21 protein-coding genes and 2 pseudogenes are annotated in these 24,267 nt (G+C 70.6%); 16 read left to right on the forward strand and 7 right to left on the reverse strand.

What is annotated here, in order from left to right; genetic code table 11:
* Window positions 1-66: 66 nt before the first annotated feature.
* From serA to ACP95_RS12135, 3 genes are all read left to right on the forward strand, one after another.
* Window positions 67-1,641: a phosphoglycerate dehydrogenase gene (serA, locus tag ACP95_RS12125; RefSeq protein ID WP_049981459.1), complete on the forward strand. Its 1,575-nt coding sequence runs from the start codon at window positions 67-69 to the stop codon at window positions 1,639-1,641.
* Window positions 1,642-1,725: 84 nt separating this feature from the next.
* Window positions 1,726-2,217: a molybdopterin-dependent oxidoreductase gene (locus ACP95_RS12130; RefSeq protein WP_049981460.1), complete on the forward strand. Its 492-nt coding sequence runs from the start codon at window positions 1,726-1,728 to the stop codon at window positions 2,215-2,217.
* Window positions 2,218-2,327: 110 nt separating this feature from the next.
* On the forward strand, window positions 2,328-3,713 hold the full coding sequence (locus ACP95_RS12135; protein WP_049981461.1) for a M20/M25/M40 family metallo-hydrolase: 1,386 nt from the start codon (window positions 2,328-2,330) through the stop codon (window positions 3,711-3,713).
* Here ACP95_RS12135 and ACP95_RS12140 read toward each other — a convergent pair.
* On the reverse strand, window positions 3,710-4,438 hold the full coding sequence (locus tag ACP95_RS12140; protein ID WP_049981462.1) for a hypothetical protein: 729 nt from the start codon (window positions 4,436-4,438) through the stop codon (window positions 3,710-3,712). The genes ACP95_RS12135 and ACP95_RS12140 overlap by 4 nt on opposite strands.
* On the reverse strand, window positions 4,381-4,617 hold the full coding sequence (locus tag ACP95_RS15890; protein ID WP_161782069.1) for a hypothetical protein: 237 nt from the start codon (window positions 4,615-4,617) through the stop codon (window positions 4,381-4,383). The genes ACP95_RS12140 and ACP95_RS15890 overlap by 58 nt, the downstream gene beginning before the upstream one ends.
* A gap of 171 nt (window positions 4,618-4,788) precedes the next feature.
* Between ACP95_RS15890 and ACP95_RS12145 the strand changes: the two genes are divergently transcribed.
* On the forward strand, window positions 4,789-5,055 hold the full coding sequence (locus ACP95_RS12145; protein ID WP_049981463.1) for a hypothetical protein: 267 nt from the start codon (window positions 4,789-4,791) through the stop codon (window positions 5,053-5,055).
* Window positions 5,056-5,098: 43 nt separating this feature from the next.
* On the opposite strand, the gene ACP95_RS12150 is transcribed toward ACP95_RS12145, so the two are convergent.
* Window positions 5,099-6,136 carry a mannonate dehydratase gene (locus ACP95_RS12150; protein ID WP_049981464.1) on the reverse strand — a complete coding sequence of 346 codons (1,038 nt, stop codon included), beginning with the start codon at window positions 6,134-6,136 and terminating at the stop codon, window positions 5,099-5,101.
* 242 nt (window positions 6,137-6,378) lie between these two features.
* Between ACP95_RS12150 and ACP95_RS12155 the strand changes: the two genes are divergently transcribed.
* The 3 genes and pseudogenes from ACP95_RS12155 to ACP95_RS12165 all read left to right on the forward strand — a co-directional run bounded on the left by ACP95_RS12155 (window position 6,379) and on the right by ACP95_RS12165 (window position 9,735).
* A complete protein-coding gene (locus ACP95_RS12155; protein WP_049981465.1) occupies window positions 6,379-7,437 on the forward strand; it encodes a TAXI family TRAP transporter solute-binding subunit in 1,059 nt (352 codons plus the stop codon).
* Window positions 7,438-7,526: 89 nt separating this feature from the next.
* Window positions 7,527-9,514, forward strand: a pseudogene (locus tag ACP95_RS12160) (TRAP transporter permease).
* Complete coding sequence (locus ACP95_RS12165; protein ID WP_049981466.1) at window positions 9,511-9,735, forward strand: hypothetical protein; 225 nt, start codon at window positions 9,511-9,513, stop codon at window positions 9,733-9,735. Before ACP95_RS12160 ends, ACP95_RS12165 begins: the two are co-directional and overlap by 4 nt.
* 22 nt (window positions 9,736-9,757) lie before the next feature.
* Here the strand turns inward: ACP95_RS12165 and ACP95_RS12170 are convergent, their stop codons facing one another.
* Window positions 9,758-11,227 (reverse strand): acetyl-CoA hydrolase/transferase C-terminal domain-containing protein, encoded by a 1,470-nt coding sequence (locus ACP95_RS12170; protein WP_049981467.1) that lies wholly within the window; start codon window positions 11,225-11,227, stop codon window positions 9,758-9,760.
* A pseudogene (gene lhgO, locus ACP95_RS12175) lies at window positions 11,220-12,427 on the reverse strand (L-2-hydroxyglutarate oxidase). Before lhgO ends, ACP95_RS12170 begins: the two are co-directional and overlap by 8 nt.
* 95 nt (window positions 12,428-12,522) lie before the next feature.
* On the opposite strand from lhgO, the gene ACP95_RS12180 reads away from it, so the two are divergent.
* Window positions 12,523-13,746: an aminotransferase-like domain-containing protein gene (locus ACP95_RS12180; RefSeq protein ID WP_049981468.1), complete on the forward strand. Its 1,224-nt coding sequence runs from the start codon at window positions 12,523-12,525 to the stop codon at window positions 13,744-13,746.
* Between the two features lie 24 nt (window positions 13,747-13,770).
* Here the strand turns inward: ACP95_RS12180 and ACP95_RS12185 are convergent, their stop codons facing one another.
* Both ACP95_RS12185 and ACP95_RS12190 read right to left on the reverse strand, forming a co-directional pair.
* On the reverse strand, window positions 13,771-15,090 hold the full coding sequence (locus tag ACP95_RS12185; RefSeq protein ID WP_082224679.1) for a cation:proton antiporter: 1,320 nt from the start codon (window positions 15,088-15,090) through the stop codon (window positions 13,771-13,773).
* Window positions 15,091-15,118: 28 nt separating this feature from the next.
* On the reverse strand, window positions 15,119-15,613 hold the full coding sequence (locus ACP95_RS12190) for a cation:proton antiporter regulatory subunit (protein WP_049981470.1): 495 nt from the start codon (window positions 15,611-15,613) through the stop codon (window positions 15,119-15,121).
* A 397-nt stretch (window positions 15,614-16,010) separates the two neighbouring features.
* Here ACP95_RS12190 and ACP95_RS12195 point away from each other — a divergent pair, with 397 nt between their 5' ends.
* The 8 genes from ACP95_RS12195 (at window position 16,011) to ACP95_RS12230 (ending at window position 24,260) form a co-directional block, all read left to right on the forward strand.
* Window positions 16,011-17,243: an argininosuccinate synthase gene (locus ACP95_RS12195; RefSeq protein ID WP_049981471.1), complete on the forward strand. Its 1,233-nt coding sequence runs from the start codon at window positions 16,011-16,013 to the stop codon at window positions 17,241-17,243.
* Window positions 17,243-18,748 (forward strand): argininosuccinate lyase, encoded by a 1,506-nt coding sequence (gene argH / locus ACP95_RS12200; RefSeq protein WP_049981472.1) that lies wholly within the window; start codon window positions 17,243-17,245, stop codon window positions 18,746-18,748. The genes ACP95_RS12195 and argH overlap by 1 nt, the downstream gene beginning before the upstream one ends.
* Window positions 18,749-19,018: 270 nt before the next feature.
* Window positions 19,019-19,189 carry a lysine biosynthesis protein LysW gene (gene lysW / locus ACP95_RS12205; RefSeq protein ID WP_049981473.1) on the forward strand — a complete coding sequence of 57 codons (171 nt, stop codon included), beginning with the start codon at window positions 19,019-19,021 and terminating at the stop codon, window positions 19,187-19,189.
* Window positions 19,189-20,094: a lysine biosynthesis protein LysX gene (lysX, locus tag ACP95_RS12210; RefSeq protein WP_049981474.1), complete on the forward strand. Its 906-nt coding sequence runs from the start codon at window positions 19,189-19,191 to the stop codon at window positions 20,092-20,094. The genes lysW and lysX overlap by 1 nt, the downstream gene beginning before the upstream one ends.
* Window positions 20,091-21,131, forward strand: a complete 1,041-nt coding sequence (gene argC / locus ACP95_RS12215) for an N-acetyl-gamma-glutamyl-phosphate reductase (RefSeq protein ID WP_049981475.1) — start codon at window positions 20,091-20,093, stop codon at window positions 21,129-21,131. The genes lysX and argC overlap by 4 nt, the downstream gene beginning before the upstream one ends.
* Window positions 21,122-22,018: an acetylglutamate/acetylaminoadipate kinase gene (locus tag ACP95_RS12220; RefSeq protein WP_049981507.1), complete on the forward strand. Its 897-nt coding sequence runs from the start codon at window positions 21,122-21,124 to the stop codon at window positions 22,016-22,018. The genes argC and ACP95_RS12220 overlap by 10 nt, the downstream gene beginning before the upstream one ends.
* Window positions 22,015-23,157: an aspartate aminotransferase family protein gene (locus tag ACP95_RS12225; RefSeq protein WP_049981476.1), complete on the forward strand. Its 1,143-nt coding sequence runs from the start codon at window positions 22,015-22,017 to the stop codon at window positions 23,155-23,157. The genes ACP95_RS12220 and ACP95_RS12225 overlap by 4 nt, the downstream gene beginning before the upstream one ends.
* Complete coding sequence (locus ACP95_RS12230; RefSeq protein WP_082224680.1) at window positions 23,154-24,260, forward strand: [LysW]-lysine hydrolase; 1,107 nt, start codon at window positions 23,154-23,156, stop codon at window positions 24,258-24,260. Before ACP95_RS12225 ends, ACP95_RS12230 begins: the two co-directional genes overlap by 4 nt.
* Window positions 24,261-24,267: the final 7 nt, after the last annotated feature.

Raw genomic sequence — 24,267 nt, forward strand, 5'->3', positions numbered from 1 at the left:
TTTTCGGGTGGTAACCGGCCACACGGTGGAGAAAGCGTTAACCCCGGCGGGTTGCTCACTCCGGCCGTGCGAGTACTCGTTACGGATCCGATCGCCGACGCCGGGATCGAGCGGCTTCGAGAGGCGGGCCACGAGGTAGAGACGGCGTACGACGCCGCCGGGACGGCGTTGCTCGACGCCGTCGCCGACGCCGACGCGCTGATCGTCCGCTCCGGCACCGACGTGACCGAGGAGCTGTTCGCCGCCGCGCCGAACCTCCAGATCGTCGGCCGCGCCGGCATCGGCGTCGACAACATCGACATCGACGCCGCCACCGACCACGGCGTGATCGTCGCGAACGCGCCGGAGGGGAACGTCCGCGCGGCCGCCGAACACACCGTCGGGATGACGTTCGCGACCGCGCGCTCGATCCCGCAGGCCCACGGGCGCATGACCGAGGGCTCGTGGGCGAAAGGTGAGTTCCTCGGCACCGAGCTCAACGGCAAGACGCTGGGGATCGTCGGCCTGGGCCGCGTCGGGCAGGAGGCCGCCAAGCGGCTGGGCTCGCTGGGGATGGAGCTGGTCGCCTACGACCCGTACATCAGCGAGGAGCGCGCCGAGCAGATCGGCGCCGAACTGGTCGAACTGGACGACTGCATCGACCGCGCCGACTTCCTCACGGTCCACGTCCCGCTGACAGACGAGACGGAGGGGCTGATCGGCGAGGCGGAACTGGCGCAGATGGAGGACGGCTACGTGATCAACGTCGCCCGCGGCGGCGTCGTCGACGAGCCCGCCCTGGCCGACGCTGTCGAGGACGGCGTCGTCGCCGGCGCGGCGCTCGACGTGTTCGCCGACGAGCCCCTACCCGAGGCGTCGCGGCTGCGCGAGGTCGAGGACATCGTCCTGACGCCCCACCTCGGCGCCTCGACCGCGGAGGCCCAGGAGCACGTCGCCGTCGCCACCGCCGAGCAGGTGCTCGCCGCCTTCGACGGCGAGCCGGTGATGAACGCGCTCAACGCGCCGTCGGTCGACGAGAGCGCGTTCCCGCGCATCGAGCCGTACATCGGGCTCGCGGAGACCGCCGGCCGCGTCGCCGCCGGCCTGTTCGACGGTCGGGTCGAGGAGATCGAGGTGTCCTACGCCGGCGAGATCGCCGACGAGGACGTGGAACTGGTCACCGCTAGCGCGCTGCAGGGCGCCTTCGAACCGCTCGAGTGGCAGGTCAACGCCGTCAACGCCCCCCGAGTGGCCGAGGAGCGCGGCGTCGACGTGACCGAGACCAAGACCCGGAGCTCCGAGGACTTCCGGAGCCTGCTCACCGTCACCGTCGGCGACGGCGACGACGAGCTCGCGGTGTCGGGGACGCTGTTCACGGGCGACGAGCCCCGGCTCGTCTCGATCGACGGCTACCGCGTCGACGCGCTCCCGCACGGCCACATGCTCGTCGCGCGCAACGAGGACGCGCCGGGCGTGATCGGCCACATCGGCACCGTGCTCGGCGACCACGACGTGAACATCGCGGGGATGTACAACGCCCGCGAGACGATCGGCGGCGAGGCGCTGACGGTGTATAGCCTCGACAACGAGGTGCCCGAGTCGGCGATGGCGGAACTGACCAGCGACGGGCGGATCATCGACGTGACGCAGCTGTCGCTCTAGGGTCGCCGGCGCTCCTGCTCGATCGACGCCCTCCCGTACTGGTTCGTGGCCGGATTCATGGGCCACGGCCCCCAGTATCGACCGATGGACGACCTCCCCAGCCACGACGTTCCCGGATCGGTCACGACCGACGACTGGGCGCTGACTATCCGCGGGAGCGTCCGCCGGGAACGGACGTTCGACGCCGCCGACCTCGCGGCGCTCCCGGCGGCGGCGTTCACCGGCGACTTCGCCTGCGAGGCGGGCTGGGTCGCCGAAGGGCTCGCCTGGCGCGGCGTCCGGGTCGGCGACCTGCTCGACCGCGTCGACCCGACGCCGCAAACGGAGTTCGCGCTCGTCCGCGCGATGGACGGCGACTACGCCTGCGCCTTCCGGCTCGACCGCCTCGAGAACGCGGTGCTGGCGCTCGAACTCGACGGCGAGCCGCTGCCGACCGAACACGGCGGCCCGGCGCGGCTCGTCCAGCCGGGCGACGCCGACTGCTGGGAGAGCGTTAAGTGGGTCGACGTGATCGAACTCACGACCGAGCGCCCCGACGATACGGCCCGGGAGATCGCGCTCGGTCGGGTCGAGTGAGGCGGGGCCGAGCCGTCGCCTGCGGGGACTGCGCCGGTCGCCGGGTTCGATGGGGATTTACCCCGTCCCGTGTCACGAGTACACATGAACGAACCCACAGGTGAGCGCCGATGAGCGCCGACGCGCGGCAGTTCGTCGACGACCACGAGGACGACCAGCTCGCGGACCTGTTCGAGCTCCTCTCCCAGCCGTCGATCAGCGCGACCGGCGAGGGCGTCGCCGACTGCGTGGAGCTGGTTCAGGAGCTCTGCCTGTCGTACGGCTTCGACGACGTGGTGCGCGTCGAGACGCCGGGGCAGCCGGCGGTGATCGCCCGGGCCGAGGCGGACGCCGACGCCGTCGACGGCGCCGACGACGCGCCGACCACGTTCGTCTACGGCCACTACGACGTGCAGCCGGCCGATCCCGACGAGTGGACCACCCCGCCGTTCGAGCCGACGATCCGCGCGGGGCCGGACGGTCGCGAGAGGATCTACGCCCGCGGCGCCGGCGACAACAAGGGCCAGTGGTTCGCCCACCTCTGTGCGGTCCGCGCGCTGCGGGAGACGACCGGGCTGCCGACCAACGTGACGCTCCTGCTCGAGGGCGAGGAGGAGAGCGGCAGCCCGAACCTCGACGGCGTGGTCCGGGAGTACGCCGACGTGCTGGGCGACGCCGACCTCGCGTACGTCGCCGACGGCCCGATCGACGAGTCCGGTCGGCCGCACGTCCTGATGGGCGCTCGCGGGATGCAGTACGTCCAGGTCGACGTGACGGGGCCCAATCGTGACCTCCACTCGGGCAACTACGGCGGCCCGGTCCCCAACCCGGCGTGGGAGCTGGTCCGCATCGTCGCCTCGCTGAAGGACGAGACCGGCCGCGTGACGATCGACGGGTTCTACGACGACGTGCGACCGATCGAGGAGCGCGACCGCGAGGCGCTGGCGGCGATGCCGTTCGACGCCGAGGCGATCAAGGCGGATCTCGACATCCCGGCGTTCGCCGAGGGGCCGGGGGAGAGCTACCTGGAGAAGCTGCTGTACTACCCGACCTGCAACATCTGCGGGTTCACCTCGGGGTACGGCGGCGAGGGGAGCAAAACCGTGCTGCCGTCGACGGCGACGCTGAAGATGGACATGCGCCTCGTCGCCGACCAGGACCCCGAGGCGATCTACGACGCCTTCGAGGCCCACGTCCACGAGCACGCCACCGGCGTCTGCGACGTGGAGGTCACCAAGATGGGGCAGATGTACCCCCAGCGGACGCCGCTGGACCACCCCATCCGGGAGCCGGTGATGGACGCCGTCACGGCCGCGTGGCCGACCGAGCCGATCCTGAAGCCGACCCTCGGCGGCTCGCTCCCCACGGCCGTGTTCGAGCGCGAGCTGGGACTGCCGTGCGTGACGGTGCCGTACGCCAACGAGGACGAGAACAACCACTCGCCCGACGAGAACCTGGCGCTCGACTGCTTCCGGAGCGGCGTCCTGACCAGCGTCGAACTGTTCGGCCGCGCCTAGAGCGAGATCGCGTCGCCGATCGGGCGCTCCTCGGTCGCGACCACGACGCCGGCCTCGGTGGAGACCTCGGCGTCGCCGAAGTCGAGCACGCCGACGGAGACGTCGCCGTTCACCCGGGCCTCGACGGCGGCTTCGGGATCGGTGACTGTCTCCGGGAGCACGAACCCGGTCTTGATGCTGACCAGTTCCTCCTCGGTGTCGGTGACGTTGAACCCGGCCGCGACGGCGGTCGGCGTCGTCTCGCCGACCTGGATCCCGACCTCGTCGCCGATCGAGATCCGGGTGTACGGCTCCTGCCCGATCGCGGACTGGATCGACGAGAGCGGCCCGTCGTTGCTCACGCGGCGGTCGCCGTCCTCGCGGGCATCGATGAGCGACTCCAGCGCCGCGCGGTCCCGGTCGCCGTTGGCCGCGATCGCGATCCGGCCCTCGGCGACGCCGACGAGGTAGGAGTGCAGCGTCGCGTCGACGCGGTAGAGCTCGTAGTCGCTGTACGTGCTGTTGACGGTCTCGGCGCCCAGCTCCTCCCGGTAGGCCGTCACCATCTCCGATCGGTCGAACTCGGCCTCGACACCGTACAGCGAAGTGGTCCAGCCGCCCGTGTAGTACACCGAGTCGAGCTCGCCGAACTCCATCGTCGGCACCGGCGGCTCGAGGAACGCGGCCATCAGGTCGTAGCGGTCGCCGAGCGCGTAGCGGGCCTCGGCCAGGTCGGCGGGCTCCATCGCCCACATCGACTCGCCGCCGGACTCCGCGCCCGTCCCTCGCGCTCGGGGGTCCAGTCGCCGTAGACGGTCGTACTCGCGCTCGCGCTGCCGCCGATGCCGCCGGAACAGCCTGCCAGCCCCGCCAGCGCGGCGGCGGCGCCGGTTCGGAGGGCGGTCCGTCTTGTGAGGGAGACCATGCGGGTAGTATCGCCCGGCGAGTGAAAACCGTTGTTGCCGTTTCGCTGTCAACCCGGCGCCCTGCCGGCGGTATCGTGCGGTTAACGCCCTCTGCGGCGGGTTCTGGTTCGATAGGGAGACCCCCGAACGGCTCCGGAACCGGTTTCACGGGGTCGCCGCAATCGGCGCCCGTGTTCGAACTCGATTCGCTGCCCGACCGGCCGCTGACCGAGGAGGAACTGCGCGGGCTCCGGGAGAGCGACGCGCTCGTGGAGGCTGCCGCGCTCGCCCGCGCCGAGGACGGCATCCGTCACCTCGCCATCCAGGCGAACGACAAACTGTACGGGATGGGTTACCGCGACGACGAGGGCTGGGTGCTCGTGGAGGAACGTGTCGCCGGCGACACCGACGACCTCGCGGCCGTGCGGGACGCGCTCAAGGACTGGGCCGAGGCTTGAACACGGCGTCGGGAGGCCTGACGGCGAGGTCGGCGTCGACGGCTCACTCGAGGCTCTTCAGCATCCCCTTCAGGTAACCGACGGTGTATGAGCGGCCGAGCGTGCTGCCGAACTCCCAGTCGGTCTCGCCCTCCATCAGCGGCACGTGGTCGGGCGTCATCACGCCCGTGAAGCCGACCTCGTCGAGCGCCCGCATCACCTCGTACTCGTCGAAGTTGCCGGCCGCGGCGTCGACGAACGTCTCGTTGAACCGCGGGACGGTGCCGACCACGTCCCGGAAGTGCGCGTAGACGAGGTCGTCGCTCGCGCCGAACTGCCGGATGACGTCGGGCAGATCCTCGCCCATCTCCGACCAGCAGCCCATCCCGAGCTTGAGCCCGTGGGAGTCGCTGGGGTGGATCGCCAGCGCGCGCTCGAAGTTCTCGCGGCTGCGGAACAGCAGCGGGATGCCGAACAGCTCCTCGACCGGCGGGTCGCTGGGGTGGACCGCGAGGGTGACGCCGGCGTCCTCGGCGACGGGGACGACCGCGTGGAGGAACGCCTCGTAGCGCTCCCACATCTCCGCCTCGGTCACGTCCCGGTCCGGCCCGGTTCGGTCGACGGCGTCGATCTCGTCGATGTCGAACGCCGACGCCTGCGCGCCGCCGCGAACCGCGTGCTCGCGGGTCGTGCGCACGGCGCCGTCGGGCGGGTGGCCGCTGTAGCCGAGCACGTGGACCCCCGCCTCGCCCATCGCGCGGATCGTGTCGGCGACGATCGCCGTCTTCGACTCGCGCTCGGCGGCGTCGTCGGCGAGGAGGATCTCGTACAGCGGGACGGGCAGCTTCTCGACGCCGTACAGCCGGAGGCCGGCGTCGTTGGCCCGGTCCCGGAGTTCGACGAGTCGGTCGACCGACCACGCCTCCCCCAGCGGGAGCGCGGAGTCGAACCCCTCGTGACGGTGGGGCGTCAGCAGCACGTCGTCGACGCCGAGCTGGGCGGCGAACCGGAGGAAGTCGTCGGTCGCGGGCTTGTACGTCCCGATGGCGACCCGCATCGCCTCGGGATCGGTCTGCACGTCGGCGGGAGTGTCCGCTGGCATCGGTTCCCCGGAGGGGGATGGCGGGGATAAAGATTGAGTTGGCGGGCAGAACCAGGTCCACCCGTCAGCTGCCGGCATATATCAGTCCGTATAAGTTGTTGAATTGAACCTGTTTGGTCGAAAAACAGTACAAACGACCATTAAAGATCGCGGCTAACCGGATAATTCTGAAGTTACACTTTCACATTTTGATGAAATAAACAGACAGGTCCTTAACGGTCGACCTTGCAGTTCCGGTGGACATGGCAGATAGACCCACGACTCGACGAGAGTTCCTGTATGGTACCGCGGTCGCCGGCGCCGTCGGCCTCGCCGGCTGTGGCGGCGGCGGTGGCGGTGGCGGCGGCGGTGGCAGTGACGATCTCTCGCTTCGCGTCGGTACGTCGGCGGGCGGCACCCAGGACGTCGGCCTCGCGGTCGAGCGCGCGGTGAGCGAGGAGAGCGACACGCTCGAGTACTCCACGATCGAGAGCCCGGGGTACATCGGCACGATCCGACGGATGGACAACGACCAGTTCAACGCCGGGATCACGGACAACAACTCCCTGAGCAAGGCGATGAGCGACGACGGCGCGTTCTCGGAGGAGCCCGTCGACAGCATCCCGCAGTACGGGTTCTACGCCTTCCCGTACAGCATCTTCGTGATCGCGCGGGACGGCACGGGGATCGAGACGTTCGACGACCTCGCCGGCGCGAACGTCTACCCCGCCGAGCCGGGCTACTCGACGCGCGCGACGACGCTCGACGTCTGGTCGCAGGAGCCGACGGCGGACGTGTACGACGAGATGAACATCCAGAACATGAGCGTCGACTCCGCGCCCGGCGCGATGGAGGAGGGGACGATCGACGCCACGATCGCCTACGGCACCCCCGGCGTGCGCTACACCGGGTTCGTCCAGGAGATCGCCTCCCGCGTCGACGTGCACTACGTCGAGCCGACCGACGCGCTCCGGGAGTCCGCGGAGTCGTACCCCGGCGCCGGCACCGGCACCACGAGCTACGAGGACTGGCCCATCGCCGAGGCCGACATCGGCACCGACGAGATGTTCCACTGGAACCTCGAGGTGAACTACACGTTCAACCCCGAGGCCGACGAGGACGCCGTCTACGAGCTCTGCCGCGTCGTCGACGAGCACAACGACACGGTCAACGACGGCGAGGAGCAGTTCAACGACTTCGAGAGCACGGCCGACATGCTCGGCTCGGCGCGCGAGAACATCCCCGTTCACGCGGGCGCCGTCCAGTACTACAAGGACAACGACGCCTGGGACGACAGCCTGCAGGAAGGCGAGAGCGCCTAACCCCGAACAGCGCGGCGATCCACGCGCCTCCGGACCGCCGCTTCGTACGACACAGCAAATGAGTATGCAACTCGCACTATCAAACCGGTATGAGTACAGATTCTGAATCCGCACGCGCGTCCGGTCTCCTCCGGGGTCTCGACGTCACGGTCGCGCTGGCAGCAGTGCTGTTCTGGGTCGGGGTGCTGTTCTGGGCGCAGACGCAGGTCATCTCGCAGGTTCGCTACGCGGCCGGCTTCGTCGGCGGCATTATGACGGTGTACGCGCTCAACGAGACCCGGCTCGCCGTCGAGGACGGCGACTGGATCGACGCCGTGGTGCTGATCCCGTCGTCGGTGGCGCTGATGACCGCCTCGATCTACTTCTTCTTCAACTTCGAGGACGTCTACCTGCTCCGGCAGGGGTACGCGCTCGAACACGAGTACATGCTCGCCCGCATGGTGATCCTCTCGCTGATGTATCTCACCTGGCGGGAGTTCGGCAACGTGTTCCTCGGCCTCGTCGGCGGCGTGTTCATCTACGGGATGTACGGCAACCTGGTGCCGGGCGTGCTCGGTCACGCCGGGATGAGCCAGGCGACGCTGCTGCAGGCGACGGTCACCGACCTCTACGGCTTCTACGGGGGCCTGACCCAGATCACGGCGTCCTGGATCGCGCCGTTCCTGCTGTACGCGGGGCTGCTGTTCGCCTACGGCGCCTTCGACCTGATCCTCCGGGTCGCCATCGTGACCGCGAAGTACATCGAGTCCGGCGTCGCCCAGACGGCGGTGCTGGCCTCGGCGGTGATCGGCTCGATCAACGGCTCCTACACCGCCAACGCGGCGATGACGGGCTCTTTCACCATCCCGACGATGCAGGAGTCCGGGATGAAGGGCCACCGCGCGGCAGCCATCGAGGCGGTCGCCTCCACCTCCGGGCAGGTGCTGCCGCCGGTGATGGGCGCCTCCGCGTTCGTGATGGCCTCCTACCTCGCGTCCCGTACCTCAACATCGTCGTCGCCGGGCTCGTGCCCGCGGCGATCCTGGTGTTGTCGATCTCCATCGCGGTCCACTACACCGCGGTGTCGGACGCCAGCAGTCAGGAGATGGAGTTCTCGGAGTTCTTCGACGAGGAGCTCACGAACAGCGACAAGCTGTTCGAGGCGATCCGGTTCGGCGTGCCGTTCGCGCTGCTGATCTACCTGCTGGGGATCGCCCAGTTCACCGTGATGACCTCCGCACTGTACACCGTCGTCGCGATGACGCTCACGGGCATCTTCATGCCGACGGTCCAGCGCGTCGTCGACGGCTCCGACGTGAGCCCGGTCGCGGAGCTCTGGAGCCAGCTGAAGGACACGCTCCACGGGTTCCGCCGCGGCGCCATCATCCTGGCGCCGATCGCGATCATCCTGGTCGTGATCAGCGGCGTCGTCAACGTGTTCAGCACCACCGGGATCCCGGCGAAGATCGCGCTGCTGCTGATCAACATCTCCGGCGGCGTGCTGCTGTTCGCGGTGCTGCTGGGGATGGTCGTCGCGATCCTGATGGGCGTCGGCATGCCCACCGTGGCGGCGTACGTCGTCGTCGCGATCCTGATCGTGCCGACGTTCGTCGCCGACTTCAACGTGGAGCCGATCACGGCCCACTACACGATGTTCTACGCGGCGATCCTGGCCGGAATCACGCCGCCGGTGGCGACGGCGGCCGTCGTCGCCGCCGGGATCGCGAAGGCGAACTTCTGGCGGACCTGCGGCGCCGCGATCAAGATCGCCGCGCCGCTGTTCGTCCTGCCGGTCGCGTTCGTCTACAACCCCGGGCTGATCTCGATGTCCCTCGGCGGCAACACGCTCGTCGTCGGGACGCTGGTCCTGCTCGGCGCGATCACGATCATCTACGGACTCAACTACCCGTTCCAGATGTCCCCCGGGCGGAAGCTCGCCGCGAGGGGGCTGCTCACGGTTCTGGGACTAGTGATCATGGTGTTCCCGAACGACCTGGTGAAACTCGCCGGCATCGCGACGTTCGTCGGCGTGTTCGTCGCCGAGAAAGTGATGAACCACGGGCTCGAACTCCCCTTCAGTCGAGGTGCGAGCCAATGAGCGGCGACGAATCACCCGAAGCGGTCGCCGAGGAGTCGATGCAGGACGCCGGCGGGCTCGGCGAGGTCGTGCCCGAGCCGCTGATGCCGGCGTACCGCCAACTCGAGAAGGTGCAGCGGTTCCGCGAAACCTACGGCGAGCGCTACACCAACGCGCTCGAGCTGCTGACCGGCCTGCTGCTGATCGTGGGCTTCGTCTGGTGGCTGGTGCTCTACCTGTAGGCGCCACCGCTTCCTTCCGTTCTCACTCGAACCACTCGGCAGCGCGTTCCACGTCGTGTGGGATGTGGTGCTCCCGCTCGCACACGTCGTCGAGGTACGCGCGCAGCTCCGGCGCGAACGAGGGGTGTGCGCAGTTCTCGACGATCAGTTCCGCGCGTTCGACCGGCGAGCGGCCGCGCACGTCGGCGACGCCCTGCTCGGTGACGAACACGTCCACGTCGTGTTCGGTGTGGTCGACGTGGAAGCTCATCGGGACGATCCGGGAGATCTCGCCGCCGTTCAGCGTCGACGGCAGCGCACAGACGGTCACCAGCGCGTTCCGGTTGAAGTCCGCCGAGCCGCCGACGCCGTTGAGCATCCGCTCGCCCGCGACGTGCGTGGAGTTGACGTTGCCGTAGATGTCGACCTCGACGGCGCTGTTGACCGCGACGACGCCGAAGCGGTCGATCAGTCCCGGGTGGTTGGAGACGTCGGCGGGCCGGAGCACCACGTCCTCAGCGTAGCGCTCGGCGTGCTCGAACAGTCGCTGCTGGCCCTCGTCGGTCAGCGCCAGCGACGTGGCACTCGCCGCAGTCAGGCGTCCGTCGTCGAGCAGATCCAACAGCCCGTCCTGGACGAGCTCGCCGAAGTAGATCAGGTCGCGATCGCCCACGTCCAGATCCGCGAGCTCCCCCATCAGCGCGTTGCCGAGCGAGCCGACCCCGAACTGGAGCGTGAGCGCCTCGTCGAACACCGACGAGCGCGCCATCTCCCCGCGGAGGAAGTTCCGGAGGTTGGCCGCGATCGCGAGGTCGTCGTCGGTCGGGTCGCGGAACGTGTACGTCGCGTCGGCGCTGTCGGTCTCGACGACGCCCGCCAGCTTCTCGGGGTCGAAGGAGACGTGGCGGTCGCCGATACGGTCGCCCGGTCCCGCGAGCGGGATCGGCCCGCGGTTCGGCGGCGCTTCGGGTCGGTAGACGTCGTGCAGCGACTGCAGCGCCAGCGGCTGGTGGCGGTTGAGTTCGACGTACAGCCGGTCGGCGGCGTCGACGAACGCCGGCACCTGTCCCAGCGAGGTCGAGGGGACGAACCAGCCCTCGCCGACCGCGACCGCCTCGACGACGGCCACGTCCGGGTCGACGACGCCGCCGTACTGCACGTCGTCGCCCAGCGAGGAAGCGTTCCGGTCGCTGAACGCAACTTCACGGCGCGCGGTGAGCTCCCTGGCGACCTCCGAGGACTGGTAGGACATCCGCCGGTCGACCGCGTCAGCCGCCATCAGGTCGACGTCGATCTCCTCGCCGACCTTCCCGCTGCTCACGAGCGTGAGCGACAGGTCGCGGTTGTCCTCTGCCAGCGCGAGCGGGATCGCCTTCGGGTAACCGACGCTGCCGAAGCCGCTGGTGAGCAGCGTCGCGTCGGCGTCGATCGACGCCGCGGCTGCGTCGGCGTCGGTCAGCGGGAGGTCGCCGTGCAGCCGCTCCTCGACGGGGTACTCCGGGGCCTCAGTCATCGCGCTTCTCGGCGATCGTCTCGGCGATGTGTTCGCCGAAGGGGAGCGAGGAGGTCATCCCGGGCGAGACAGCGTTGAGGATGTGGACGGCGTCGTCGCGCTCGACGAACAGCGGTTGCTTCACGAGCTCGCCGTCCTCGCTGACGAGTTGGGCGCGGATCCCCGAGTAGCTCTTGTTGAGGTCCTCGGCGCGACGTCGGGCACGAGCCGCTGGGACGCCTCGACGAACTTCGACTTGCGGTAGGACTTGTTGAGTTCGTCCCACGCGACGCCGAGCATCTTCCTCGAGGACAGCAGCTTTCGGAACCCCTCGTAGCTGAGCGTCTCGAACAGCTCCGCGGGGTTCAGGTCGGTGTTGGCGTACGCCTCGCGGCCGAACGCGAGCACGGCGTTGGGGCCGACGATCACCTTCCCGTCGGCGCGCCGGGTGTAGTGGACGCCGAGGAAGGGGAGTTCCGGGTCGGGCGTCGGGTAGATCATCGTCTCACAGAGCTCGGCACGCTCCGGGCGGACCTCGTAGTACTCGCCGCGGAACGGGACGACCTGGTACTCCTCGCCGACGCCGACCTGGTGGGCCAGCGTGTCGGCGTGGAGGCCGGCGGCGTTGACCAGCAGCGACACGTCGAACTGCCCGTTGCTGGTCTCGAGGCGGTAGCCGGCCGGCGACTGGCGCAGTTGTCGGACCTCGTAGCCGGTGTACAGCGTCACGCCGAGTTCGCGGACCTCCTTCGCCAGCGCGTACACGTACTGCTCGGCGTCGACGGAGGCGGCCTCCGGCGCGTACAGCGCGGCCTGCCCCTCGGCGTACGGCTCGTGCTCCCGGATCGCCGCCTGGGAGTCGAGGAGTTCGTAGGCGACGCCGTTTGCCTCGGCCTGCTCGGCGAGGTCGTCGAGCCGGCGCTCCTCGGCGTCGTTCTTGGCGACGACGAGGACGCCCCACTCCTCGCAGGGGATGTCGTGCTCGTCGCAGTACTCCTTCATCCGCGCGGTCCCCTCGGTGGCGAAGCGGGCCTTCTTCGACTCGGGCGGGTAGTTGAACCCGGGGTGGAGCACGCCGGAGTTACGGCCGCTCTGGTGGCTCGCGAGGTGGTGTTCCTTCTCGAGGACGGCGACGTCGAGGTCGGTCGACTCCGCGAGATGTTTCGCGACCGAGAGCCCGACGCAGCCGCCGCCGACGATGGCGACGTCGTGGCGCATCATGGCGATTGCTTCCGCCAGCGCGCGCTTATAGCTGCTGTTCGGTCGCCGCTTTCCGCCACGAGTGGGTTTATCCGGCGGCGCCGACGACGGAGTCCATGGCCGAGCAAGCGCGCGACGAGCGGTTCGACCACCTGTTCGCGTCGCCGGTGCGCGAGCGGCTGGAGCGCGGGGGGTACGCCAGCAGCGCCACCCCCGCCGCCGACGACGCGGTGCCGCTGACGTACGGCTTCCCCTACCCCGACTCGTTCCCGACCGCGGAGCTGGTTGCGGCGACCGAGACCGTCCTCGAGGAGGAGGGCGCCGACGTGCTGCAGTACGGCGGCGGCGAGTACGTCGAGCGCCTCCACGACGGGCTGCTGGCACGCGAGCGTGCCCGCGGCATCGACGCCACCCGGGACGAGCTGTTCGTCACCAACGGTGCGACGTACGCGCTGGACGCGATCGCCTCGACGTTTCTCGACCCCGGCGACGAGGTGCTGGTGGAGTCGCCGACGTTCGTCTGGAGCCTCTCGGTGCTGGACAACCGCGGCGCCGAACTCACGGGCGTCGACCTCGACGAGGCGGGGCTCGACCCCGACGCGCTCGAAGCGACGCTCGACGCCCGCGAGGCGGCGGGCGAGCCGACGCCGAAGCTGCTGTACACGATCCCGGAGTTCCAGAACCCCACGGGCGCGACGCTCACCCGCGAGCGCCGCGAGCGCGTGCTCGAACTCGCCGACGAGTACGACTTCCTGATCGTCGCCGACGACGCCTACGGCGAACTCCGCTTCGGTGGCGAGTCGCCGCCGCCGCTCGCGGCGATGGACGACTCGGGCCGGGTGATCCGGGTCGGGACCGTCTCGAAGACGATCGCCCCCGGCGTCCGGACGGGCTGGGTCGTCGCCGACGAGCCGCTGATCGAGCAGATCGGCACCATGGCCGCCGGCGGCACGAACACGTTCACCCAGAGCGTGCTCGGGCGCTACATCGACGCCGGCCACTACCAGCCGACGCTGGAGCGCCTGCTCGACGGCTACGAGAAACGCCGCGACGCGATGCTCGACGCGCTGGAGCGCCACCTCCCGCCGGGGGCGTCGTGGACCGAACCCGAGGGCGGCTTCTTCCTCTGGGTCACGCTCCCGGAGGGCGTCGACACCGAGGAGCTGCTCCCGCGGGCCGCCGAGGAGGGCGTGACGTACCTCCCCGGCCAGCGTTTCTTCGTCGGCGACGACGGGCGCGGCACGCGCTCGGCCCGCCTCTCCTTCAGCCACTGCACGCCCGAGGAACTGGAAGCGGGGGTCGCGGCGCTGGGTCGGGCGGCCGCCGCCCAACTGGAGTAGGTCCCACCTCCTAGTCGACTGCGCTTACCCTGCCGTTCCGCCGCGGACCCGTTCGAGCAGCGACACCGCGACGGGTTCGAGGCGGTCCGAGTACTGCATCAGCGACGTGCCGAGGACGCTCATCACGAGCACGTAGCCGACGGTGAACGCGTAGATTGTCTCCACCGTCCCCACCGCGATCCCGCTCCCGGCGCCGGAGAGCGCGAGGCTCGCGATGATCAGCGAGAACTCGCCGCGGGTGGTCATCCCGAACCCGACACGGACCGATCGGCGGTCGCTGAGCCCGTATATCCGGCCGGCGAGGTAGCCGCTCGCCAGCTTCGTCGGCGTCGTCACGAGCGCCGCGGCGACGATGGTCCCGAGGATCGACAGCGTGAACAGCCCCGGGTCGGTGACGAGCCCGATCCAGAAGAAGAACACCGCCGCGAACGCGTCCCGCAGCGGTTCGAGCAGCTGCTCCAGCTCGTGGACGTGATCCGTCGAGGAGAACGCCATCCCGACGAAGAAGGCGGCGACCGCCTCGCTGACGCCGAGCGCGAGCGCGACGCCGGCGACGAGGATCGTCAGCCCGAGCGTCCGTACGACGACGAACTCGTTCGTGTCGACCTCGAGCAGTCGCTTGAAGAACTCGGTCCCGACGGTGACGAACGCGAGGAGCGCGAGGATGAACGCGACGGCGACCCCGATCTCCCCCGCCGCCTGCCCGATGTCACCGCCGCCGAGCACCAGCGCGGACGCGACCACGAGGTAGACGGCGATGAACAGGTCCTCGTACACCAGCGTGCCGAGCATCGGCTCCGACTCGTCGTTGGCGATCCAGCCCAGATCGATCAGCGACTTCGTGATGATCGCGCTCGAGGAAATGTAGACGATCCCGGCGATGAGAAACGCCGCGAGGAAGCTCCCGAACACGAGGTAGCCCAGCACGAGCCCGACCCCGAAGTTGAGCAGTAGATCGACGGAGCCCGCTTTGCCGATCCGGGTCCTGCTCGCCAGCAGTCGGTTCAGGTTGAACTCGAGCCCGAGGAAGAACAGCAGCAGGACGATGCCGATCTCCGCGCCGACGACGACGAAGTCGGTCTCGGCCAGCGCGAGCCCGCCGACCGCGGCGAGCAGATCGACGCCGCCGACGGTCGCGCCGGGCACGGTGATCGTCACCCCGCCGACGCCGATCTCGCTGCCCGGCAGCGTCGGGAGTTCGCCCAGCACGTTCGATCCGAGCACCACGCCGGCGACGATGTAGAACGGGATCACCGACTGGCCGACCCGACTCGCGACCGCGCCGCTGACCGCGACCGCCGTGAACAACACCCCGACGTCGAGCAGCGCCGTCTCAGCCGCCACTATCGGTCACCTCGACACACCCCCGCGCTCACTCCTCGAGCCCGGCGCCCAGCAGTTCCTCGAACTCTGCGCAGTCCTCGCGGTCGCCGATGATGACCAGCGTGTCGCCGACCTCGAGAACCGTCTCCGGCGTCGGTGGCGAGATCAGCTCGTCGCCGCGCTGGATCGCGACGACGGAGACGCCCGTCCGGCCGCGGATGTCGGCCGCGGCGAGGGTTTTCCCGGCCACGTCGGCGGTCTCGGAGACGCTGTACCACTCGATGTACGTGTCGTCCGAGAGCACGGTCTCTCCCTGTTCTGACTGCACTGGTTGGAAGTACGCCCCCTCAAGGATCGTCCCGATCTTCCGCGCGAGGCGGTCCGACGCCTCGAACAGTTTCTCGCTGTCCGCGTCGGCGTCGGCTTTCAGGAACACCTCCCGTTTCCCCGTGTTGTGCGTCACGATGACGAGAAGCCCCCCGTCGTCGAGCTCGATCTCGAACTTCTTGCCGACGCCCGGGAGGTCGCTCTCGTAAACGGTCATACCCAAAGAAGCGACGGCGTACTGATAAAGGGGTGTCCCGCCCGACGACGCCGGGGAACCGCGACCCCGCCGACGCTGGCGGCGCCTCCAGGACGGTCGCCGTGGATGGTGACTGCGAGTGCCGCCGAAACACCTTTCACTCCCTGCCTCTCACTCCCACCCGTGACTCACGCGACCACCGCCGTCGACGGCTCGCCCGTCGACACCGCTGTCGCTGCCGTCCGACAGCGACGGGTCGCGTTCCGGCCGCGGGCCGCCTAGGCCCAACTCCACCTCACCCCTCCCGTACCGTTTCGCCGTCGTTCACCACTCCTTCGTCCGGGTAGCGTGTCGTAGCACATTTTCTTACGGGACTGAAAGCGCTGTATTTATCAGGTAGCGTCCGTCAGAGTCGTGTATGACGAAAGTCGCGCTCGCGTTCAGCGGTGGACTCGACACCACCGTCTGTGTCCCGCTACTGAAAGAGGAGTACGGCTACGACGAAGTGATGGCCGTCACGGTCGACGTGGGCCAGCCGGAGGCCGAGTTCGCGGAGGCCCGCGAGACCGCCGACGCGCTGGGGCTGGATATCCACGTCGTCGACGCCACCGACGAGTTCGCGTCGCTCTGCCTCGATTCGGTGCGCGCGAACGCGACGTATCAGGGGTACCCGCTCGGCACCGCGCTGGCCCGTCCCGTGATCGCCGAGGCGATCCTCGACGTGGCGCAGCAAGAGGGCTGCGACGCGATCGCTCACGGCTGTACCGGGAAGGGGAACGACCAGCTCCGCTTCGAGACGGTCTGGCGCGGCTCCGACCTCGAAGTGATCGCCCCCGTCCGCGAACTCGGCCTCACCCGCGAGTGGGAGGTCGAGTACGCCGCCGAGCGCGACCTGCCCGTCGAGGCCGGCAACGAGGGCACCTGGAGCATCGACACGAACCTCTGGTCCCGTTCGGTCGAGGGTGGTGACCTCGAGGACCCGAGCCACGTCCCCAGCGAGGAGATCTACGAGTGGACGGACACCCCCAGCGGCGGCGAGGAACTCGTCGAGATCGAGTTCGAGGACGGCTACCCCGTCGCCGTCGACGGCGACGCTCTCGACCCCGTGGACCTGATCGAGGAGCTCAACGCGCTGGCGGGCGCCCACGGCGTCGGCCGCACGGACATGCTCGAGGACCGCATGCTCGGGCTGAAAGTGCGCGAGAACTACGAGCACCCCGCGGCGACGGTGCTCCTCACCGCCCACGAGGCGCTCGAACAGCTCGTGTTCACGAAGACCGAGCGCGACTTCAAGCCTCAGATCGACCAGCAGTGGGCCGAACAGGCCTACCGCGGGCTCGTGTTCTCCCCGCTGACGGAGAGCCTGAACGGCTACCTCGACGCCTCCCAGGAGAAAGTCACCGGCACGGTGACCGTCAAACTCCAGGGCGGACACGTCCGCCCGGTCGCTCGCGAGTCCGAGTACGGCGTCTACTCCGAGAACGCGGCCTCGTTCAACACCGAGACCGTCGACGGGATCGAGCAGGCCGACGCCACCGGCGTCGCGAAGTACCACGGGTTCCAGGAGCGCCTCGCGAACCAGGTCAAAGCGAGCGCCGAGACCGATGACGAACAGGAGAAAGCGACGCTCTCGACGGACGGCGGAGAGTGATGAGCGGGAACGGCGACGGAGCGGCCGGCGACGACGCGGCGGCGAGCGGCGAGACCGTGATCCGCCGCGAGCGCTTCGCCGGGGGCCCGGCGCGCTCGTTCATGTCGAGCCTCGACGCCGACGCGCGCATCTTCGCCGCCGACCTCGCGGTCGACCGCGCCCACACGCTGATGCTCGCCGAGCAGGGGATCGTCGCCGACGACGACGCCGCGGCGATCCTCGGCGCGCTCGGTTCGGTCGAGGCGGCCGGCCACGACGCGCTCCCCGAGGGCGAGGACGTCCACGAGGCGATCGAGTCGGCGGTCGTCGCCGAGGTGGGGCCGGCGGGCGGGAAGATGCACACCGCGCGCTCGCGCAACGACGAGGTCGCGACCTGCATCCGCTACCGCTTCCGCGAGGACCTGCTCGACGCCGCCGAAGCCAGCCTCGACCTCCGCGCGGCGCTGCTCGACGCGGCCGCCGAGCAGACCGACACCGTCGTCCCGGGGTTCACCCACCGCCAGCACGCCCAACCGACCACCGTTGGCCACCTGCTCGCCTCCTACGCGGGCGCCGTGGCGCGCGACACGGAACGTCTCCTCGCCGCCTACGAGCGCACGAACCGCTCGCCGCTCGGGGCCGCGGCGTTCGCCGGCACGACGTTCGACGTGGACCGCGAGCGCACCGCGGAGCTGCTGGGGTTCCACGAGGTCGTCGAGAACGCCGCCGACGCGGTGACCGCGCGCGACTTCCTGCTCGAGGGCTGTGGCGCCTTCGCCGCGCTGTCGACGACGCTCTCGGGGCTCGCGACCGACCTGATCGAGGGCGCGAAGGACGGCCACGTCGATCTCGACGACGCGTACGCCTCGACCTCCTCGATCATGCCCCAGAAGAAGAACCCCGACTCGCTGGAGCTGGTCCGTGCGGTCGCCGGCGACGCGGCGGGCGACCTGACGGGGCTGCTGACGACGCTGAAGGGGCTCCCCCGCGCGTACAACCGCGACCTCCAGCGCGCCACGCCGCACGCCTGGGACGCCGTCGACATCACCACGGAGGCGACCGAAGTCACCGCGGGCGCGGTCGCCACCGCCGAGTGGGACGCCGCGGCCTGTGCGGCCGACGCCGGCGCTGGGTTCTCGACGGCGACGGGCGTCGCGGACGCGCTCGCCGCTGCGGGCCTCCCGTTCCGCAGCGCGCACGAACTCGTCGCCGTGGCGGCGACGGAGATCGACGACGACGCGACCGTCGACGAACAGATCGACGCGCTCGACGCGGCGGCGACCGCCAGCCTCGACGACTCCCTCTCGGCGTACGTCGACCAGTCGACGCTCGCCGACCTGCTCTCGCCGGCGGGGAGCGTCGCGGCGCGTGACTCCCGCGGCGGCCCCGCGGCGGCGGCCGTCGATGAGTCGCTGACGCGCCTGCGCGACAGCCACGCCGACCACGCCGCGGCCGTCGACGCCCACCGCGAGGCGCTCGCGACCGCCGAGGACCGCTTCACGGCGGCGGTGAACGAGTATGTCTGAAACCCTATCGACGCCTGCGCTCCCGCAGCTCCGGCGGCGGCAGCCGCGGCTCCGGCCGCCGCGGCCGATCCGGGGTCGACGGCTCCCGACCCGGCCGCGCCGCTTCCCGCGGCCGCGGCCCGCCCGGGCCACTACTCCACTCGCGCCGTCGCGGCGGTTTCCGCGCGGCACCGATTCGTCCGAATTCGACGAATAGAGCCAGCTACGCGTTTATTTTGCAGTGATTGAATAGATGGATTAAAGTACTCCCGTCGCCTCCCTCGGAGTACGATGACAGCAGCCAACTGCGTCACCTGCGGTGACAGCGTCGCACTCCCCGAGGACGTCGAGGTCGGCGAGATCGTCGACTGCGGGAGCTGTGGCACGGAGCTGGAAGTACTGGGCGTCGACCCCGCCGAACTGGCGGAGGCGCCCGAGCTCGCGGAGGACTGGGGGGAGTGATGGAGGTCGGTCTGCTCTACTCCCGCATCCGCCCGGACGAGAAGCTCCTGCTGACGGAGCTGCGCGAGCGCGGCCACGAGGTCCACAAGGTCGACGTGCGCCAGGCGACGTTCGGCCTCGACGCGCCGCCCGAGCCGCTGGGCGAGTGTGACGTGGTGCTCGACCGCTGCATGGCGACCTCCCGCTCGCGCTACGCGAGCCGATTCGTCGAGCACTACGACCTCCCGGTGGTCAACAGCCCCGAGACCGCGAAGGTCTGCTCGGACAAGGTCGAGACGACGCTCGCGCTCTCGGAAGCCGGCGTGCCGACGCCGGAGACCACCGTCGCGTTCACCACGGAGTCGGCGCTCGAGGCGATCGAGTCGTTCGGCTACCCCTGCGTGCTGAAGCCGGTCGTCGGGTCGTGGGGCAGACTGATGGCGAAACTCGAGTCGCGTTCGGCCGCCGAGGCCGTGCTCGAACACAAGGAGACGCTGGGGCACTACGAGCACAGCGTGTTCTACGTTCAGCAGTTCGTCGACAAGCCCGGCCGCGACCTGCGCGTGCTGACCGTCGACGGCGAGCCCGTGGCGGCGATGAGCCGCAGTTCCGACCACTGGCTCACCAACGCCGCCGCGGGCGCCGACACCGAGTCGTTCGACCTGCCCGCCGAAGTCGAGCAGCTCGCCCGCGAGGCCAGCGCGGCCGTCGGCGGCGGCCTGCTCGGTGTCGACCTCATGGAACTCGATGGCGACGGCGCCGACGACGAGTACACCGTCCACGAGGTCAACCACACCGTCGAGTTCAAGGCGCTCAACGCGGCCGTCGACATGGACGTTGCGGCGACGGTCGTCGACTGGCTGGAGGCGAAGGTCGCCGCCGAGGAGGCCGGGAACGAGGCCACGCCGGCGGAGGTACAGCCGTGACCCTCACCGCGAGCGTCGTCGGCGCCTCCGGTTTCGCGGGCGGGGAGCTGCTCCGCCTGCTCTCGGCCCACCCCGAGTTCGAGCTCGTGCAGGCGACCTCCCGCGAGTACGAGAACCGCACGGTGGGCCACGTCCACCCGAACCTCCGCGAACTCGACCTGCGCTTCACCGACCCCGCCGAGCTCGACGGCGTCGACGCGCTGTTCGCGGCGACGCCCCACGGCGTCTCGATGGCCAACGTCGAGTCGTACCTCGACGCCGCCGACACGCTGATCGACCTCTCGGCGGACTTCCGTCTCGACAGCGAGGCGGCGTACGACGAGTGGTACGACGGCCACACGGCGCCGGAGTACCTCGAGAGGGCCACCTACGCGCTCCCGGAACTCGGCCGCGACGGGCTCGAGGGCGCCGACATCGTCGCCTCGGGCGGCTGCAACGCCACGGCGACGATGCTCGCGCTGAAGCCGCTCGTGGATGCCGGCCTCCTGCTGCCCGACGATCGGGTCGTCGCCGACCTCAAGGTCGGCTCCTCGGAGGGCGGCGCCGGCGGCGGCGCGGCGTCGTCGCACCCGGAGCGCTCGGGCGTGGTCCGCCCGTACGCGCCCACTGGCCACCGCCACGAGGCCGAGATCGAGGCCCAGTTGGGGCTCTCGCTCTCCTTCACGGTCCACGCGGTCGACATGGTTCGCGGCGCGGCCGCGACCTGCCACACGTTCCCGACCGGGGCCGTCGGCACGGTCGGCACTGCCGACCTCTGGAGCGCCTACCGCGACGCCTACGAGGACGAGCCGTTCGTCCGGCTCGTGGCCGGCGGGGGCGGCGTCTACCGCTACCCCGAGCCGAAATCCGTCGCGGGCACGAACCTCGCGGAGGTCGGCTTCGCCGCCGACGGCGAGCGCGTCGTCGCGTTCGCGGCCATCGACAACGTAATGAAGGGCGCCGCGGGGCAGGCGGTCCACGCCGCCAACCTCGCGTTCGGTCTGGAGGAGACGGCCGGCCTGACACAGCAGGGGCTCCACCCGGTGGGATCGCCGTGAGCGAGTCCAACGCGGTCGTCGGCCCGGACGAGCCGCCGCTGGTCGTGAAGGTCGGCGGCGCCCGCGCGGTCGACCCGGCGGGCGTGATCGAGGACGTGGCCCACGTCGTCGCCAGCGGCCGCGAGGTCGTCGTCGTCCACGGCGGCTCGACGGCCGTCGACGACACCCTCGAAGCACTCGGCGAGGAGCCGGAGTACGTCGAGACCCCCGCGGGCGTCTCGGGCCGGTTCACCGACGAAGAGACGCTCGAAGTGTTCTCCATGGTGCTCCCCGGCAAGCTCAACACCGAACTCGTGACCGACCTCCGCGCGGCGGGGGTCAACGCCGTCGGGCTCTCGGGCGTCGACGGCGGCCTCGTCACGGGCTCGCGCAAGTCCGCGGTCCGCGTGGTCGAGGACGGCAAGCGGAAGATCCGCCGCGGCGACCACGCGGGCAAGCCGGAGTCGGTCAACGCCGACCTCCTGGGCTCCCTGCTCGCGGACGGCTACGTGCCGACGGTCTCGCCGCCGATGCTGGCCGACGACGGCACCGCCGCCAACGCCGACGCCGACCGCGTGGCCGCGCTGCTCGCGGCCGAGTTCGGCGCCGAACTGGTGCTCCTCACCGACGTGGAAGGCGTCTACGAGGACCCCGACGATCCCGAGACGCTCATCGACGAGGCGTCGACGCCCGCCGAGTTCGCGGCCGTCGAGGCCGCGGCGGAGGGGTTCATGAGCCGCAAGGTCCACGCCGCGGAGGAGGCGCTCACCGGCGGCGCCGCGGGCGTCGTCGTCTCCGACGCCGGGCTCCGCAAGCCCCTGCTCGCCGCGCTGGCGGGCCACGGGACGTGGATCGCCCCCGCGGCCGTCACCGAACCTGCCGAACCGGCCGGGGGTGAGTCTGCGTGACGGGAGAGGGGTTCGTGTTCTCGGAGAAGCCAATCTCGATCGAGTCCGGCGAGGGCGCGACGCTCACCGCCAGCGACGGCACCGAGTACCTCGACTTCGGCGCCTCCTACGCCTGCACGCCGCTGGGGCACTCGCCGCCGGCGGTCGTCGACGCGATCAGCGAGCAGGCCGAGGACCTGCTGTACGTCCAGGGCTCCTACCCAGTCGCCGCGCGCACCGCGCTGCAGGAGCAGTTGGCCGCCGTCGCGCCGGGCGACATCTCGAAGGTGTGGCTCCCCAACTCCGGCACCGAGGCCAACGAGGCCGCGCTGAAGTTCGCGCGCTCTGCCACGGGCCGCGAGAAGGTCGTCGTCGCGAAGCGCGCGTTCCACGGCCGCACGCTCGGCGCGCTCTCGCTGACCTGGAAGGACGAGTACCGCGACCCGTTCGGCCCGCTCCCGGGCGGCGTCGAGTTCGTCCCCTACGGCGACGCCGCCGCGCTCGCCGACGCCGTCGACGACGAGACCGCGGCGGTGTTCCTCGAGCCGATCCAGGGCGAGGGCGGCGTCCACCCCGCCGGCGACGCGTACCTCCAGACCGCCCGCGAGGTGACCGAGGACGCGGGCGCGGCGCTCGTCCTCGACGAGATCCAGACCGGCCTCGGCCGCACGGGGACGATGTGGGCCTGCGAGTCCGCGGGCGTCGTCCCCGACGTACTGACGGCCGCGAAAGGCGTCGCCTCGGGCCTCCCGCTGGGGGTGACGCTCTGTGCGGACTGGATCGCCGAGGGCGCGGGGAACCACGGCTCGACGTTCGCCGGCAACCCGCTCGTCGCCGCCGCTGCGGGGGCGACGCTGACCGAGATCCAGGCCCGCGACGTGCCCGCGAACGCGGCCGCGGTCGGCGAGCACCTCCGCGCGGAACTTCGCGCGGCCGTCGACGCCCACGACCTCCCCGTGCGCGAGGTGCGCGGCGAGGGGCTGCTGATCGGCATCGAGGTCAAGCGCGGCTCGATGCGCGTACTGCGCGATCTCGCGCTCGAGGAAGCCGTGCTCGCGCTCCCCGCCGGGCGCTCGGTCGTGCGCCTGCTCCCGCCGCTCGTGATCGACGAGGGCCACGCCGACAGCGTGGTCGCGAGCCTCGTGGAGGTGCTCTCGTGACCGTCTCCGCCGACCCGGCCGCGGCGATCCCGGGCGCCGAGGGCGTCCTCGACACGACCGGGCGCCGACTGCTGGCCGACCTCGTCTCGACGCCGTCGCACTCCGGCGACGAGTCCGCCGCCGCACACCGACTGGCCGGCTTCTTCGAGGAGCACGACCGCGAGGCGTGGATCGACGAGGCCGGCAACGTCCGCGCGCCGGGCGACGACGCGGTGCTGCTCACCTCCCACGTCGACACCGTGCCGGGCGAGATCCCGGTCCGCGTCGAGGACGGGGACGACGAACTCGGCGCTGTGGGCCCCGTGCTCTGGGGTCGCGGCAGCGTCGACGCCACGGGCGCGCTGGCGGCGATGGCCGTCGCCGCGGTCGAAACCGGCGCCTCGTTCGTCGGCGTCGTCGGCGAGGAGACCGACTCCCGCGGCGCGCGCCACCTGATAGAGGACCGCGAGGCGCCGGCGGCAGTGATCAACGGCGAGCCCTCGGGCTGGGACGCGATCACGCTCGGCTACCGCGGGATCGTCGCCGGCGAGTACGCCGTCACGACTCCGGCCGGCCACGGCGCGCGTCCCGAGGCGACCGCGATCGACCACGCGACCGCGTGGTGGGAGCGCGTCCGTGCCGCCGTCGAGGCGGCGAACGCCGACGAAGCGCCCGGCGGCTTCGACACGATCACCGCCACCGCGGCGTCCGTCGACGGCGGGCCCACAGACGACGGGACGGCGGTGGCGGCGTCGATGGCGACGCGGTTCCGCGTGCCGCCGAGCGAGACGCCCGACTCCGTTCGCGCGGTCGTCGAGGACTGCCTCGACGCGGGGGAGATCGCGTGGGGGCAGTCGATCCCGCCCCACGTCGCCTCGGCCCGCGGCCCGCTGCCCGCGGCGCTCCGGACGGCGATCCGCGAGGCCGGCGGCGAGCCGACCCACCTCCACAAGACCGGGACCGCCGACGCGAACCTGTACGCCGACGCCTGGGACGTGCCGACCGTCACCTACGGCCCCGGCGACGCCAGCCTCGACCACGCGCCCGACGAGCGCCTGCCGCTCGCCGCGTTCGACCGCGCGAGCGCCGTCCTGACGACCGCCTGTGCACAGCTCACCGACTGACCGACTC

This window comes from Halolamina rubra (genome assembly GCF_000739555.1).
GTDB classification, from domain to species: Archaea; Halobacteriota; Halobacteria; order Halobacteriales; family Haloferacaceae; genus Halolamina; species Halolamina rubra.